We start from the raw sequence: 13371 nt of genomic DNA, 5'->3' as shown, positions 1-13371 counted from the left end.
GGCGGCGGCGTGCCCGCGCACCTATCTGGCGATCGATGCCAAAGCAGGGAACGTGACCCCATGAAGTTTCTCCACACGATGATCCGCGTGACCGATCCGGACGCGACGATCGCCTTCTTCGAACTGCTCGGCCTGACCGAGACTCACCGCATTACCAGCGAGAAGGGACGCTTCACGCTGATCTATCTGGCGAGCGAGGAGGATATCGATCCGGAGACCGGCCGCGGCCGCGCCGAGGTGGAGCTGACCCACAATTGGGATCCCGAGACCTACACGGGCGGGCGCAATTTCGGGCATCTCGCCTTCCAGGTCGACGATATCTACGAAACCTGCCAGCGGCTGCACGATGCCGGCGTGACGATCAACCGCCCGCCGCGGGATGGCCATATGGCGTTCGTCCGCACGCCCGACGCGATCTCGATCGAGCTGCTGCAGAAGGGCAGCCTGCCCCCGCAGGAGCCCTGGGCCTCGATGCCGAACATCGGCGCCTGGTAACGCCATGACCGCGCTCCGGATCGTCCGCATCCCCGCCTTCACGGACAATTACATCTGGCTCGTCCATGATGCCGTCTCGCGCGAGACGATCGTGGTCGATCCGGGCGCGGCCGAACCTGTGCTGGCGGCGCTGGCCGAACAGGGCTGGCAGCTCAGCGCGATTTGGAACACGCACTGGCACCCCGATCACACCGGCGGCAATGCAGCCCTCAAGGCAGCCACCGGCTGCACCGTGATCGCCCCGGCTGCCGAGGCCGCCAAGATCCCGACCGCCGATCGTCTCGTAGGCGACGGCGACTCGGTGGCGATCGGCGGCCACGTTGCGGCGGTACTGGAGGTGCCGGCCCACACCGCCGGCCATATCGCCTATCACTTCAGCGAGGATGGGCTGGTCTTCGTCGGCGACACGCTGTTCGCGATGGGCTGCGGTCGGCTGTTCGAGGGGACGCCAGCGCAGATGTTCGCCGCAATGCGCCGGCTCGAGTCATTGCCCGACGAAACGCAGGTCTATTGCGCGCACGAATATACGCTGGGCAACGCTCGCTATGCGGCGGTCGCGGAGCCGGACAATCCCGCCATTGCCGCGCGCCTTGCCGAGGTCGAACGGCTGCGCGCCGACGGCCAAGCGACGGTGCCCACGACGATTGCGGCCGAGCGGTCCACCAACCCCTTCCTGCGCGCAAGTACCGTTGAAATTTTGGGCGAACGTCGCGCAGCAAAGGATACTTTTCCTAGCTGATACGGTATGGTTGGGGCGTAGACGACAGAAGGAAGCAGCAGATGATCCGCTATGCATTTCCCGTTCTCGTCCTTGCCCTGGCCGGCACCGCGAGCGCCGACCAGCGCCACCCCGATCTTGCCGAGGTCGCCCTGCAGAAGACGCTGAACGGCCTGACGCCGGGTACGCCGCAGCGCTGCCTGGTCCGCGAGCGGTTTTCGGAAGTGCGCGCCGTGCCCAATGGCGTGCTCTATGTCGGCGGGCAGACGCGAAAATATCTCAACCGGGTCGTCGGTGAATGCCCCGGTCTGGCCCGCGGCGATCTGGTCATTGTCCGCAGCCTACACCGCGAGCCCTGTGAAGGGGATCAGGTGCTGACCCGCGAGAAGCTCAACGGGCGCCTGAGCGGCAGTTGCACGCTGGGGAACTTCGTTCCGTATGCGAAGGCGGCACAGTGAGGGCCCCCATCGCCCTGCTTCTGGCCGCGATGACGCTGGCCGGCTGCGCCCAGAATGCCGACTATCAGGCGAAGCGCGATGCCGAGGGCCGCAGGGAGCTCGCCAGTACGCTGGGCGACCGCGTCGCAGGTACCCCGCAGGACTGCATCAGCCCCGGCATGACCGATGGTCCCCAGATCATCAACACGCGCACGCTCATCTACCGCCAGGGCCTCCGGCTCTATCGCAACGACCTGGCTTCCGAATGCCCGTCGCTGGCCCCCCTCACCACGGTGATCGTCGAGATGCGCGGCAGCCAGCTCTGCCGCAACGACCAGTTCCGTGTGCTGACGCCGGGGACCAGCATCCCCAGCGGCTATTGCCGCCTGGGCAAGTTCACGCCCTATACCAGGCCGAAGGGCTGACCAGCCTCGGATCCTCCCCCTCCGGAGGGGGAGGATCGTCACTGCCTCACTGCACCTTCAACTGGTCCAGCGCGAAGGCGAGCGACTCCGCGTTCTGCTTGTAGCGCTCGAACCGGCCCGACTTGCCGCCATGGCCCGCTTCCATGTTGACGCGGAACACCAGCGGGTTCCGGTCGGTCTTGGTGGCGCGCAGCTTGGCCACCCATTTGGTCGGCTCGTAATATTGCACCTGGCTGTCCCACAGCCCGGTGGCGACATAGAGCGCCGGATAGGCCTGCGCGGCGACATTGTCGTAGGGCGAGTAGCTCAGCATGTAGTCGTAATAGCGCTTCTCGGCGGGATTGCCCCATTCGTCGAATTCGCCGGTGGTGAGCGGGATCGAGGTGTCGAGCATCGTCGTCACCACATCGACGAACGGCACCTGCGCCACGATCACACGGTAGTCATTGGGTGCCATGTTGGCGACCGCGCCCATCAGCAGCCCGCCCGCGCTGCCGCCTTCCGCCGCCACCCGGCCCTTGGCCGCATAGCCCTGCGCCACCAGGAAGCGGGTCACGTCGATGAAGTCGGTGAAGCTGTTCTTCTTGTGGAAGATCTTGCCGTCATCATACCATTTGCGGCCCATCTCCTGGCCGCCGCGGATGTGCGCGATGGCATAGACCATGCCGCGATCGAGCAGGCTCGGCAGCGTCGGGCGAAAGCTGGGATCGGTCGAATAGCCGTAGCTGCCATAGGCATATTGGTAGAGCGCGGCGGTGCCGTCCTTCTTGAAGCCCTTTGCATAGACGAGGCTCACCGGCACCTTGGTGCCGTCACGCGCGGTCGCCCAGACGCGTTCGGTGACATATCTAGACGGATCATAGCCGGGCACCGGCTGCACCTTCAGCACCCTGCGCTTGCCGGTCGCGGCATCCACCTCATAGGTGGTGGTCGGCGTCACCAGCGAGCCATAGGTATAGCGCAGCACCGGGCTGGCCGGATCCTCGTTGACGTCGAGATTCATCACATAGGCGGGGTCATCGGCGCTGACGAAGCTGCTCTTGCCGGTCGGGGTGCGCAGCCGCAGCCGCTTGTTGCCGCCCGAACGCTCCTCGATCGCCAGGAAGCGGTCGAAGGGCTGGAAGCCTTCGATGAAGACGCTGTCGCTGGTCGGCACCAGATCGGCCCAGCCCGCGCGGCCCGCCGCCGCCTTGGAATCCGGCACCGTCATGATGCGGTAGTTGGGCGCCCGCCAGTTGGTGCGGACGATCCACCGGCCACCCAGGTGATCGGCATTGTACAGAAAGTCGCGCTCGCGCGGCGCAACGGGCGTGAAGTCCACCGGATTGGCGGCGGGCGCACAGCGCTGCTCGTCGCTCACCGTCGAGTGGAGGTTGATGCAGATATAGCGCTCGTCGGTGGTCGCGCCGATGCTCATGTAGAAGGTGTCGTCCTTCTCGGTATAGACCAGCCGGTCGGCCGAGGCCGGAGTGCCCAGCACATGCGCCTTCACCCGCGTGCCGAGCAGGGTCACGGGATCCTTCTCGACATAGAAGATGGTCTTGCCGTCCGCCGACCAGACCAGGCCCGCCTCGATGTTGCTGACCGTATCAGTGAGCAGCGTGCCGGTGGCGATGTCCTTGATCTTGAGCACATACTGCCGCCGCCCGACGATATCCTCGGCCCAGGCGATGCGCGTATTGTCGGGGCTCACCCGCCAGTTGCTGATCTGGAAGAAGCCCTTGCCCTTCGCCATGGCGGGCTGGTCGAACAGTATCTGCTCGGGTGCCGCCATGCTGCCCTTGCGGCGCGCGACTACGGCATAGTCGGCGCCGGTATCGAAGCGGGTGTAATAGAAATAGCCGTGCTTGGCGTACGGGACCGAGGCATCGTCCTGTTTGATGTGGCTGATCGTCTCGCGATAGAGCGTGTCCGCCATAGGCTTTTCCGACGCGAGCACCGCATCGGCATAGGCGTTCTCGGCCGCAAGATAGGCAAGCATCTCCGGGTTCTTCCGCGTATCGTCGCGCAGCCAGTAATAGGGGTCGTCGCGCGTCGCACCGAAGGGGGCCTTGACGGTGTAGGGCTTCTTCGCGGCGACCGGCGGCGTCGGCGCGGCGGTCTGGGCGATCAGCGGCGCGGCGGCGGCACCGGCCAGCAGCGCGGTTAGGATGAGCTTTTTCATGGAGTCCCCCGGCAATCGAGTCGATGCGGGGGAACGTGCCAGATCGTTGGGGCTCTGCAAGCCCCTCCCCTTCAGGGGAGGGGCTTAGATGTTGATTACAGCACGTAGCGGCTGAGATCCGTGTTCCGCGCCACGCTGGCCAGTTGCTTGTCGACATAGGCTGCGTCGATCACCACGGCGCTGCCGCTGCGGTCCTCCGCCTCGAAGCTGACTTCCTCGAGCAGCTTCTCCATCACCGTCTGCAGACGGCGCGCGCCGATATTCTCCACCTCGGCATTCACCTCGGCAGCGATCTTCGCCACCGCGCGGATGCCGTCCTCGGTGAAGTCGATCGACACGCCTTCGGTGCCGAGCAGGGCGGCATATTGCCGCACCAGGCTCGCCTTGGTGTCGGAGAGGATCGCGACGAAATCCTCCTCGGTCAGCGCCTTCAATTCCACCCGGATCGGCAGGCGGCCCTGCAGTTCGGGCAGCAGGTCGCTGGGCTTGGCGACATGGAACGCGCCCGAGGCGATGAACAGGATATGGTCCGTCTTCATCGGGCCATACTTGGTCGCAACCGTGGTGCCTTCGATCAGCGGCAGCAGGTCGCGCTGCACGCCCTCGCGGCTCACCGAACCGCCGCGTACATCCGACACCGCGATCTTGTCGATCTCGTCGAGGAAGACGATCCCGTTCGCTTCCGCGTCCGCGAGCGCCACCCGGCTCACCTCGTCCTGGTCGAGCCGCTTGTCGGCCTCTTCCTCGACGAGCTTCTCCCAGGCCGAGCGGACGTTCAATTTGCGGCGCTTGAGCGGCGTGCCGGTCAGGCCCTTCATCATCTCCGACAGGTTGATCATCTGCGGCGCGCCGCCGGGGATGTCGAACGGCATCTGCGGCGCCTGCTCCACCTCGATCTCGATCTCGGTATTGTCGAGCAGGCCTTCGTTGAAGCGCTGCTTGAACGCCTCGCGGGTCGCGGTGCTCGAATCCTTGCCGGTCAGCGCGTCGAGCAGCCGGCCCATCGCGGCTTCCTCGGCCTTGTCTTTCACGGCGGAGCGGCGGCGCTCCTTCTCGAGCCGGATCGCCTCTTCGACCAGGTCACGGGCGATCTGCTCGACGTCGCGGCCGACATAGCCGACCTCGGTGAACTTGGTCGCTTCGACCTTCACGAACGGCGCATCGGCCAGCTTGGCGAGGCGGCGGCTGATCTCGGTCTTGCCGCAGCCGGTGGGCCCGATCATCAGGATGTTCTTCGGCGTCACCTCGTCGCGGAGGTCGGCGGAGAGCTGCTGCCGGCGCCAGCGGTTGCGCAGCGCGACGGCAACGGCCTTCTTGGCGTCCTTCTGGCCGATGATGTGCGCGTCGAGCGCGGCGACGATCGTCTTGGGGGTCAGGTTCTGGTTCATGTTGTTCTCGCAAGCCCCTCCCCTTCAGGGGAGGGGTTGGGGGTGGGGCAGTCAGGGTAGCGGGCGGGTCGCTCGTGGAGAGTTCCCCACCCCAACCCCTCCCCTGAGGGGAGGGGCTAAGAAGGATCACGCCGCGTCCAGCGTTTCCACGGTCAGCCGGTCGTTGGTGTAGATGCACAGCTCACCGGCGATCGCCATCGCCTTGCGGGCGACGGTTTCGGCATCGGGTTCGTACTCGATCAGCGCGCGCGCCGCGGACAGCGCGAAATTGCCGCCCGAGCCGATCGCCGCGACGGTGCCGTGCTCGTGCGCCTCGGGCTCGAGCACGTCGCCATTGCCGGTGATCACCAGCGTCACGTCCTTGTCGGCGACGAGCAGCATCGCCTCCAGGTTGCGGAGATACTTGTCCGTCCGCCAGTCCTTGGCGAGTTCGACCGCCGCGCGCAGCAGCTGGCCGTGGTGGCGCTCCAGCTTGGCCTCGAGCCGCTCGAACAGGGTGAAGGCATCGGCGGTGGCGCCGGCAAAGCCCGCGATCACCTTGCCGTCGCCGAGCGGGCGCACCTTGCGCGCATTGGGCTTCATCACGGTGTTGCCGGCCGAGACCTGGCCGTCACCCGCGATCACCACCTTGCCGGATTTGCGCACGGAGAGGATCGTCGTGCCGTGCCACGCAGTGTTCTTGTCACTCATGGACGCGCATATGGGTGGCGGGCGCAGGCGTGCAAAGGGGTCGTTCCCCTAAGGTCGCGTCCGCGCAACGATCCGACGATGTGGAGGATTGCTTGGGTGTGGCTTGGTCGGGGCGACAGGATTCGAACCTGCGACCCCCACACCCCCAGTGTGATGCGCTACCAGGCTGCGCTACGCCCCGACCGAGGGTGCGCCCTGTATGCCGCTTGGGCGCAGGACGCAACCCCCAAACGCCGGAATCACCGATCGAGCGCTTCCAGCCCCATCGCGATCGCGCCCAGCGGCCCCGCCATGTCGCCCAGCCCCGGCGGGCCGACGCGCGTGCCGAGCTCGGCGCAATAGCCGGCCAGCGCGCCATAACCGTTGATCATCCCGGCCAGCTTTTCACGCACCGCGCCGAACAGATGCGGCCGCTTGGTCATCACGCCGCCGCCGATCGCGATCCGCTCGGGCGCAAGGCTGACGACCAGATTGTGGAGCAGCGCGGCAAGGTCGTGCGCGAAATAATCCCATTCGGGCGCATCGTCGCCGACCTCCTGCCCCGGGCGGCCGAAGCGCGCCGCCAGGGCCGGCCCGGAAAGCAGGCCCTCGGCGCAGTCGCCATGATAGGGGCACCAGCCCGCGAAATCGTCGCCCGGCGCGCGCGCCGATCGCATATGCCCTGCCTCGCCATGCGCATAGCCCATGATCGGGCGGCCATTGGCGACCAGGCCGACGCCGACACCGGTACCGATCGTGATATAGGCGTGCGTCGAGAGCCCCGCCGAGGCGCCCCAGCGCGCTTCCGCCAGCGCCGCCCCGTTCACGTCGGTCTGGATGGCCAGCGGCTTGCCGAACCGGGCGGCCAGCCGCTTGGTGAGATCGGTGTCGTTCCAGCCGGGCTTGGTGGTCGCGACGATCGAACCGAAGTTCGGCTGCGCCGGATTGAGCTCGATCGGCCCGAAGCTGGCGATGCCGATCGCGTCGAAGTGCCAGCCGTCGAGGACGGCGTCGATCGCCGCCAGCGTCGTTGCCGGATCGGTGGTCGGCACGACATGCTGCTCGCGCACGTCGCCCGGGCCGCTGCCCAGCGTTGCCACGCACTTGGTCCCGCCCAGTTCCAGGCCGGCAATCGAAAGGTTTGCAGTCATGCAGTTGCGCTAGCGTGCCGAGGGGCTTTCGGGAAGTGCGTGCATGCCCGGCCGCGCGAAATTATCGGTCGCGCGGGTGCATGTACTCGCTGAGGCTGACGAACGCGAGCGCCAGCGTGAACACCCCCATCGCGCCCACCACCATGTAAAGATAATTGCTGCCGATAACGTCGAGCATATCCGCCTCCATCTGGAGCGCGGAAGCATCGCAAACGTTGCCGGGCTTTACTTTGACGGCAATCAAATCATAGCCTTGCCGCCGACCTATCCGCACCCTCTAAAGGATAAAGGCCAAGCAGCGGCATTTATGACGGAAAGTCCCAGCCACGATCCTGCAGCGATGGCGCTTCTGTTCGAGGCGTCGACCGATCGTGGCGTGTTGCTGCTCGATTCGGACGGGATCGTCGCCAGTTGGAGTCGCGGCGTCGAGCTGCTCGACGGCTGGCGTGCGGCGGATCTCGCCGGCGCCAGCCTTGCGGTGCATTACCCCCCGGCGGACGCCGCGGCCGGCAAGCCCGGGCGGGATCTCGCCCGGGCCCGCGCCGCCGGCCGACTGATCGAGGAGGGCTGGCGGATCCGCCGCGACGGCAGCGAATATCTGGCGGAGGTACAGCTCACCGCGCTGGTCGATTCGGGCGGCACCCTGCGCGGCTATGCCGAGGTGTTCCGCGACATCACCGATCACAAGGCATCGCAGACCGCGCTTGCCGGCAGTGCGCTGCACCTGCGCTCGATCCTCGCCACCGTGCCCTCGGCGATGGTGGTCATCGACGATCAGGGCATCATCCTCTCGTTCAGCGCCGCCGCCGAGCGGCTGTTCGGCTGGACGGAGGGCGAGGTGATCGGCCGCAACGTCAGCATGCTGATGCCCGCGCCCGACGCGCAGCTGCACGACAGCTATCTCGCCCGCTACCTGACCACCGGCGAGCGGCGCGTGATCGGCATCGGCCGCATCGTCGTGGGGCAGCGGCGCGACGGCACCGATTTCCCGATGGAGCTGCAGGTCGGCGAGGCGAGCAGCGACGGCCACCGCATCTTCACCGGCTTCATCCGCGACCTGACCGACGAGCAGCGCGCCGAACTGCGGCTGAAGGAGCTGCAGTCGGAGCTGATCCACGTCTCGCGCCTCTCGGCGATGGGCACCATGGCCTCGACGCTGGCGCACGAGCTCAACCAGCCGCTGACCGCCATCGCCAATTATCTGGAGGCGGGCCGCACCCTGATGGGCCGCGATAGCGGCGATCCGGAGGATCAGGCGATGATCCAGGAAGCGATGGAGGAATCGGTCAAGGAGGCGCTGCGGGCCGGCAACATCGTCCGACGCCTGCGCGAGTTCGTCGCGCGCGGCGAGGCGGACATGGGGCTGGTCGACCTGCCGCGGCTGATCGACGAGGCGAGCCGTCTGGCACTCACCGGCGCACGCGAGCTGGGTGTCCGCGCCTTCTACGCGCTCGATCCGCACGCGACTCAGGTCCTGTGCGATCGGGTGCAGATCCAGCAGGTGCTGGTCAACCTGATCCGCAATGCGATCGAGGCGATGGCGGCGAGTGCGGTTCGCGAGATCACCATCGGGTCCGAGCTCGCGCCGCGCAATCTGGTGCGGGTGTGGGTGGCGGATACCGGCCCCGGCATCGCGCCGGAACAGGCACCCCGGCTGTTCCAGGCCTTCGCCACCACCAAGGATCGCGGCATGGGGCTGGGCCTGTCGATCTGCCGCACCATCATCGAGGCGCATGGCGGCCGGATCTGGGCCGAGCCGCGCGCCGAGGGCGGGGCCATTTTCAATTTCACCCTGATGTCCGCGAACGAGGATCCCGCATGAGCGAGCGCAAGCGCGTCCACTTGGTCGACGACGAGGAATCGGTGCGGCGATCGACCAGCTTCCTGCTGCGCACCTCGGGCTATGACGTCGACACCTATGCCTCGGGCGTCGCCTTTCTGGACAAGGTGCAGGATGCCCGGCCCGGCTGCATCCTGCTCGACGTGCGCATGCCCGAAATGGACGGGATCGAGGTGCAGGCCGAACTCGCGAAGCGCGGCGTCAAGCTGCCGGTGATCGTGCTGACCGGCCACGGCGATGTCGGCACCGCGGTGGCGGCGATGAAGGGTGGCGCGATCGACTTTCTGGAAAAGCCGTTCGATCGTGATGCGCTGCTGGAGGCGCTGGAACGCGGGTTCGAGCGGATCGCGGAGGGCGATGCCGCGGTCGCCACGCGCGAGGATGCCGAGCGGCGCATTGCCTCGCTCTCCCCGCGCGAGCAGGATGTGCTGCAAGGGCTGGTGCGCGGCCATCCGAACAAGACGATCGCCTATGATCTCGGCATCTCGCCCCGCACGGTGGAAGTGCACCGCGCCAACGCCATGGCAAAGCTGGAGGCGCGCAGCCTTTCGGAGGCGCTGCGGCTGGCCTTCGCGGCGGGGCTGGACGGCTGACCGCCCGGGGCAGTGCAGCGAAACGGATCTGGCGCGACTCCGCTACGCCATGATAGCGACACGCGTCTGGGTTGGGGGGTGCGTACCATGCGGATTGGGTCCGTCTTTGGAGTAGTGGCGTGCGTGGCCGGCATGTTCTTCGGCGCGTTGGGTGCGATCGCGCAAACGGCACCTGCAGGCCAGGACGGCGCGGCGATCGTCGTTACCGGCACGACGGACAGGCCCGGCGAACCGCTCAGCCGCTGGAAGCGCGCCGAGGCGGACGATGTGATCGTCTATTCGGACGGCGATGAAGGCCAGCTACGCCGCATCGCCACCAATCTCGAAAAGCTGCACGGCCTTCTCGATCGGCTCTACCGCGTTCGTGCCCGTACCGCCGAGCCGCCGCGGATCGAGATCGTTCTGTTCAACAGCGCCAAGGATCTGCGCGACAGCGGCCTGCGCAACATCGGCGCGGACGAAGGCCCCTTCGCCAAGCCGTTCGTCGGCCAGCGCTTCTACGATCCGCGTCCGAGTGGCGCGGTGCTGGCGATCGCGCGCGCCGATCAGGTGATCGAGACCGACACCGCCAAGGCGAACAACGCCGATTGCGGCGACACCGGCGCCGCCGACAATGACGGCGAATCCGATGCTGCGTCCGATTGCATCGGCAAGACGGTCAACCACCCGCCGGTAACGCGCAGCTGGGAGTCGATCCTCTACGGTGCCTATGCGCAGCATCTGATGCTGCACTATGTCCCCAACGCCTATCCGCGCTGGTATTTCGACGGCATCGGCGCGATTTTCTCGACCGTGGTATTCAAGCACGACGGCTCGATCGAATATGGCGAGCAGCCGGCCAACCTCACCCCGATCCTGCGTGCCTATGGCCGGCTGGATACGGCAGCGGTGATCACCGGCAGCTATCTCCATGCGCCGTCGAAGCGGATGGACTGGACGCCCTACCACGCCTGGCTACTCACCCATTTCTTCGTGATGTCGAACCTCAGTGCCACCGATCGCGCGCAGTTTGCCCAGTATCTGAATGCGATCGACCATGGCCTGTCGATGGCGCACGCGGCGGAGGCGTTCGGCACGATGGCGCAGCTCCGCCGCGAAGTGCGCGCCTATGCGGGGCGCCCGCACGAATATGCCCGGACGGTGAAGTCCAACGCGACCTACAATCCGGCGGTGACCACGCTGACTCAGCCCGCTGCCGATGCGATGCTGAAACAGCTCGTCACCCGGGGCTGAGCGCGCGCCTGTCCCGCCACGGCGCACGCTAGCGGCTGGCAAGCGGCGCCATCCCGTGTATGGTCGATGGGTTTGCTGGCAGGGATACCGCCGGCGTGGGGACGTACGACTTCAGAATGACTCATTTCCCGATCGGCATTTTCGGGGTGCTGGCGATTTTGGCGATCGCCTTCCTGCTTTCCAGCAACCGCCGGGCGATCCGCCTGCGCATCGTGGTGCCCGCCTTCCTGCTGCAGGCCGGCACGGCGATCATCGTCCTGCGCACCGCCTGGGGCCAGGTGGCGCTGCACGGCATGGCGAACGGCGTCTCTGCGCTGCTCGGCTATGCCAGCGCCGGCACCACCCTGCTGTTCGGCAACCTCGCCAAGCCGGAACTGGGCGGGCAGAGCCTCGCCATCGCCGCGCTGCCGGTGATCATCTTCTTCGCCGCGCTCGTCTCGATCCTCTACCATGTCGGCATCATGCAGCAGGTCGTCCGCTGGATCGGCGGCGCGATCGAGAAGGTGACGGGCGTCAGCAAGGTCGAATCGCTCTGCGCCGCGGCGAACATCTTCGTCGGGCAGAGCGAGGCGCCGCTGGTGATCCGCCCCTATCTTGCCCGCCTCACGCCCTCGCAGGTGTTCGCGGTGATGAGCGTCGGCATGGCCGGCGTGGCGGGCACCATCCTTGCGGCCTATGCCAGCCTGCTCGGGCCGGCCTCGCTTCCCTACCTGCTCGCCGCCTCGTTCATGGCGGCCCCGGGGGGACTGATGATGGCCAAGATCATCATGCCGGACGAACCCGCCACGCTGGACGCGCCGATGTCCGGCGAGGACGAGGTGATCCGCGTCGCCGAGGAAGACTTCCAGGAAGAACGCGCCGCCAACATCATCATGGCGGCGGCCAATGGCGCCTCCACCGGCGTGAAGATCGCCGTGGCGGTGGGCGCGATGGTGCTGGCCTTCGTGGCGCTGGTGGCGCTGGCCAACGGGCTGCTCGGCATGGTCGGCGGCTGGTTCGGCTATCCCGGGCTCAGCTTCCAGGCGATCATCGGCACGATCTTCGCGCCGGTCATGTACCTGCTGGGCATTTCCTGGCACGAATCGCTCACTGCCGGCGGCCTGTTCGGCACCAAGGTGGTGCTCAACGAGTTTGTCGGCTTCATCGAACTTGGCAAGGCGACCGACCTCGCGCCGCGCTCCAAGGCAATCATCACCTTTGCCTTGTGCGGCTTCGCCAATTTCAGCTCGATCGCGATCCAGATGGCCACCACCGGCAGCCTCGCCCCCAACCAGCGCCCGGTGATCGCGCGGCTGGGGATCAAGGCGCTGATCGCCGGCAGCCTGGCCAACCTGATGTCGGCCGCGCTGGCTGGGCTGCTGCTGCCGTAACACTCTTTCCCCTCCCGCGAGCGGGAGGGGAGCGCAGACGGTGAGGGTCGCCTCAGGCCCCGCCGATCCCCTCGATCACCTTGCCGGTCCCGCCGCAATCCGGGCACTCCCCCGTCTCGATCCGGCCCGAGCCGCCGCAGGTGCGGCACCAGTTCTCGCCGGTGCCGGGAGTGCCGGGGGCGGCTTCGTCGCCGGGATTGGTGGGGTCGGCCATGGGTCCTGCTCCTATCCGTCCAGATGTACGGCCAGCCAAACGCTCGGCCGGTCGCGGGCGGTCCATGTCACCCAATGTTTCTGCCCCGCCGCGATCAGCAGATGGTCGCCCGGGCCGAGCCGCACCTCGGCCGAATCCTCGATCCGGATCCCCGCAGCACCTTCGAGCAGCACCACCCATTCGTCCCAGTCCTGCACCATCGGCGCCTCCTCGGGCGTCGCCTGCCCGCGCGACACGATCCGCTCGATGCGGATGCCGGGGCGCTGGAGGATATCCTCAAAGGCCTCTTCCTTCTTCGCCTCCGGGCGGTCGCGCAGCAGGTTGGCGACCGCCGGCTTGAAGCGCGGGCGGGGCGGCGGCGCGGGCTTCGGCTGGGGTGCAGGCTTGGGCTTGGCCACGCGCTTCGGCCCGGGCGTGGTCTCGACCGAAATGCTCCAGTCGCTCCGCACGCCGCCGCGCAGGAATTCCCGGATCGCCGCGGCATCCGCCGTCAGCCCCTCCGCGCCGAAGCCGAACACCTCCGCGCCGCCCGCCTCCTTGAGCCCGTATCGCCCGAAGTCGCCGCCGGGCTTGCGCCGCCGCGACTTGACCAGCTTCAGCCCGCGGTGCGTCGCCATCGCGCGCAGTTCGTCGTCCTGTTCCGCCACACGGCCCTCCCTTGGATTCCGGCCCCA

Annotated in this window: 14 protein-coding genes and 1 tRNA gene; 8 read left to right on the top strand and 7 right to left on the bottom strand. The window is 67.2% G+C overall.

Features of this window, described 5'->3' with window-relative positions; genetic code table 11:
* Positions 1-60 precede the first annotated feature (60 nt).
* The 4 genes from OIM94_RS14675 to OIM94_RS14660 are packed head-to-tail and all read left to right on the top strand — an operon-like array spanning position 61 to position 2075.
* A complete protein-coding gene (locus tag OIM94_RS14675; RefSeq protein WP_264607435.1) occupies positions 61-495 on the top strand; it encodes a VOC family protein in 435 nt (144 codons plus the stop codon).
* Positions 496-499: 4 nt separating this feature from the next.
* Positions 500-1234: a hydroxyacylglutathione hydrolase gene (gene gloB, locus OIM94_RS14670; protein WP_264607434.1), complete on the top strand. Its 735-nt coding sequence runs from the start codon at positions 500-502 to the stop codon at positions 1232-1234.
* 41 nt (positions 1235-1275) lie between these two features.
* On the top strand, positions 1276-1671 hold the full coding sequence (locus OIM94_RS14665) for a hypothetical protein (protein ID WP_264607433.1): 396 nt from the start codon (positions 1276-1278) through the stop codon (positions 1669-1671).
* A complete protein-coding gene (locus OIM94_RS14660; RefSeq protein ID WP_264607432.1) occupies positions 1668-2075 on the top strand; it encodes a hypothetical protein in 408 nt (135 codons plus the stop codon). The genes OIM94_RS14665 and OIM94_RS14660 overlap by 4 nt, the downstream gene beginning before the upstream one ends.
* Positions 2076-2121: 46 nt before the next feature.
* Here OIM94_RS14660 and OIM94_RS14655 read toward each other — a convergent pair whose 3' ends face one another.
* The 5 genes from OIM94_RS14655 to OIM94_RS14635 all read right to left on the bottom strand — a co-directional run bounded on the left by OIM94_RS14655 (position 2122) and on the right by OIM94_RS14635 (position 7447).
* Positions 2122-4239 (bottom strand): S9 family peptidase, encoded by a 2118-nt coding sequence (locus OIM94_RS14655; RefSeq protein ID WP_264607431.1) that lies wholly within the window; start codon positions 4237-4239, stop codon positions 2122-2124.
* A 95-nt stretch (positions 4240-4334) separates the two neighbouring features.
* Positions 4335-5627 (bottom strand): ATP-dependent protease ATPase subunit HslU, encoded by a 1293-nt coding sequence (gene hslU / locus OIM94_RS14650; protein ID WP_064311603.1) that lies wholly within the window; start codon positions 5625-5627, stop codon positions 4335-4337.
* Between the two features lie 126 nt (positions 5628-5753).
* Positions 5754-6317 carry an ATP-dependent protease subunit HslV gene (hslV, locus tag OIM94_RS14645; RefSeq protein ID WP_264607430.1) on the bottom strand — a complete coding sequence of 188 codons (564 nt, stop codon included), beginning with the start codon at positions 6315-6317 and terminating at the stop codon, positions 5754-5756.
* A 104-nt stretch (positions 6318-6421) separates the two neighbouring features.
* Positions 6422-6498, bottom strand: a tRNA-Pro gene (locus OIM94_RS14640).
* A 58-nt stretch (positions 6499-6556) separates the two neighbouring features.
* Positions 6557-7447: an ROK family protein gene (locus OIM94_RS14635; RefSeq protein ID WP_264607429.1), complete on the bottom strand. Its 891-nt coding sequence runs from the start codon at positions 7445-7447 to the stop codon at positions 6557-6559.
* 307 nt (positions 7448-7754) lie between these two features.
* Between OIM94_RS14635 and OIM94_RS14630 the strand changes: the two genes are divergently transcribed.
* The 4 genes from OIM94_RS14630 (at position 7755) to OIM94_RS14615 (ending at position 12483) form a co-directional block, all read left to right on the top strand.
* Positions 7755-9269, top strand: a complete 1515-nt coding sequence (locus OIM94_RS14630; protein WP_264607428.1) for a PAS domain S-box protein — start codon at positions 7755-7757, stop codon at positions 9267-9269.
* Positions 9266-9880, top strand: coding sequence for a response regulator FixJ (gene fixJ, locus OIM94_RS14625; protein ID WP_264607427.1), 615 nt, complete (start codon positions 9266-9268; stop codon positions 9878-9880). Before OIM94_RS14630 ends, fixJ begins: the two co-directional genes overlap by 4 nt.
* A 123-nt stretch (positions 9881-10003) precedes the next feature.
* Complete coding sequence (locus tag OIM94_RS14620; RefSeq protein WP_264607426.1) at positions 10004-11113, top strand: hypothetical protein; 1110 nt, start codon at positions 10004-10006, stop codon at positions 11111-11113.
* A gap of 116 nt (positions 11114-11229) precedes the next feature.
* Positions 11230-12483, top strand: a complete 1254-nt coding sequence (locus OIM94_RS14615; protein WP_264607425.1) for a NupC/NupG family nucleoside CNT transporter — start codon at positions 11230-11232, stop codon at positions 12481-12483.
* 52 nt (positions 12484-12535) lie between these two features.
* On the opposite strand, the gene OIM94_RS14610 is transcribed toward OIM94_RS14615, so the two are convergent.
* Together OIM94_RS14610 and OIM94_RS14605 are read right to left on the bottom strand one after the other, a co-directional pair.
* On the bottom strand, positions 12536-12697 hold the full coding sequence (locus tag OIM94_RS14610; protein ID WP_264607424.1) for a hypothetical protein: 162 nt from the start codon (positions 12695-12697) through the stop codon (positions 12536-12538).
* 11 nt (positions 12698-12708) lie between these two features.
* Positions 12709-13344 (bottom strand): cupin domain-containing protein, encoded by a 636-nt coding sequence (locus OIM94_RS14605; protein WP_264607423.1) that lies wholly within the window; start codon positions 13342-13344, stop codon positions 12709-12711.
* Positions 13345-13371: the final 27 nt, after the last annotated feature.

Origin of the sequence: Sphingomonas sp. R1 (assembly GCF_025960285.1) — a bacterium.
Classification (GTDB): Bacteria; Pseudomonadota; Alphaproteobacteria; order Sphingomonadales; family Sphingomonadaceae; genus Sphingomonas.
The sequence above is the reverse complement of the archived record's forward strand: the minus strand, read 5'-3'. Positions and strand labels throughout refer to the sequence as shown.

Bases quoted from the DNA above. Each gene is read 5' to 3' on its own strand.
- OIM94_RS14675 (WP_264607435.1), top strand. From the start codon at position 61: ATGAAGTTTCTCCACACGATGATCCGCGTGACCGATCCGGACGCGACG.
- OIM94_RS14665 (WP_264607433.1), top strand. From the start codon at position 1,276: ATGATCCGCTATGCATTTCCCGTTCTCGTCCTTGCCCTGGCCGGCACC.
- hslU (WP_064311603.1), bottom strand. From the start codon at position 5,627: ATGAACCAGAACCTGACCCCCAAGACGATCGTCGCCGCGCTCGACGCG.
- hslV (WP_264607430.1), bottom strand. From the start codon at position 6,317: ATGAGTGACAAGAACACTGCGTGGCACGGCACGACGATCCTCTCCGTG.
- OIM94_RS14615 (WP_264607425.1), top strand. From the start codon at position 11,230: ATGACTCATTTCCCGATCGGCATTTTCGGGGTGCTGGCGATTTTGGCG.
- fixJ (WP_264607427.1), top strand. From the start codon at position 9,266: ATGAGCGAGCGCAAGCGCGTCCACTTGGTCGACGACGAGGAATCGGTG.
- OIM94_RS14630 (WP_264607428.1), top strand. From the start codon at position 7,755: ATGACGGAAAGTCCCAGCCACGATCCTGCAGCGATGGCGCTTCTGTTC.
- OIM94_RS14655 (WP_264607431.1), bottom strand. From the start codon at position 4,239: ATGAAAAAGCTCATCCTAACCGCGCTGCTGGCCGGTGCCGCCGCCGCG.
- OIM94_RS14610 (WP_264607424.1), bottom strand. From the start codon at position 12,697: ATGGCCGACCCCACCAATCCCGGCGACGAAGCCGCCCCCGGCACTCCC.
- OIM94_RS14635 (WP_264607429.1), bottom strand. From the start codon at position 7,447: ATGACTGCAAACCTTTCGATTGCCGGCCTGGAACTGGGCGGGACCAAG.
- gloB (WP_264607434.1), top strand. From the start codon at position 500: ATGACCGCGCTCCGGATCGTCCGCATCCCCGCCTTCACGGACAATTAC.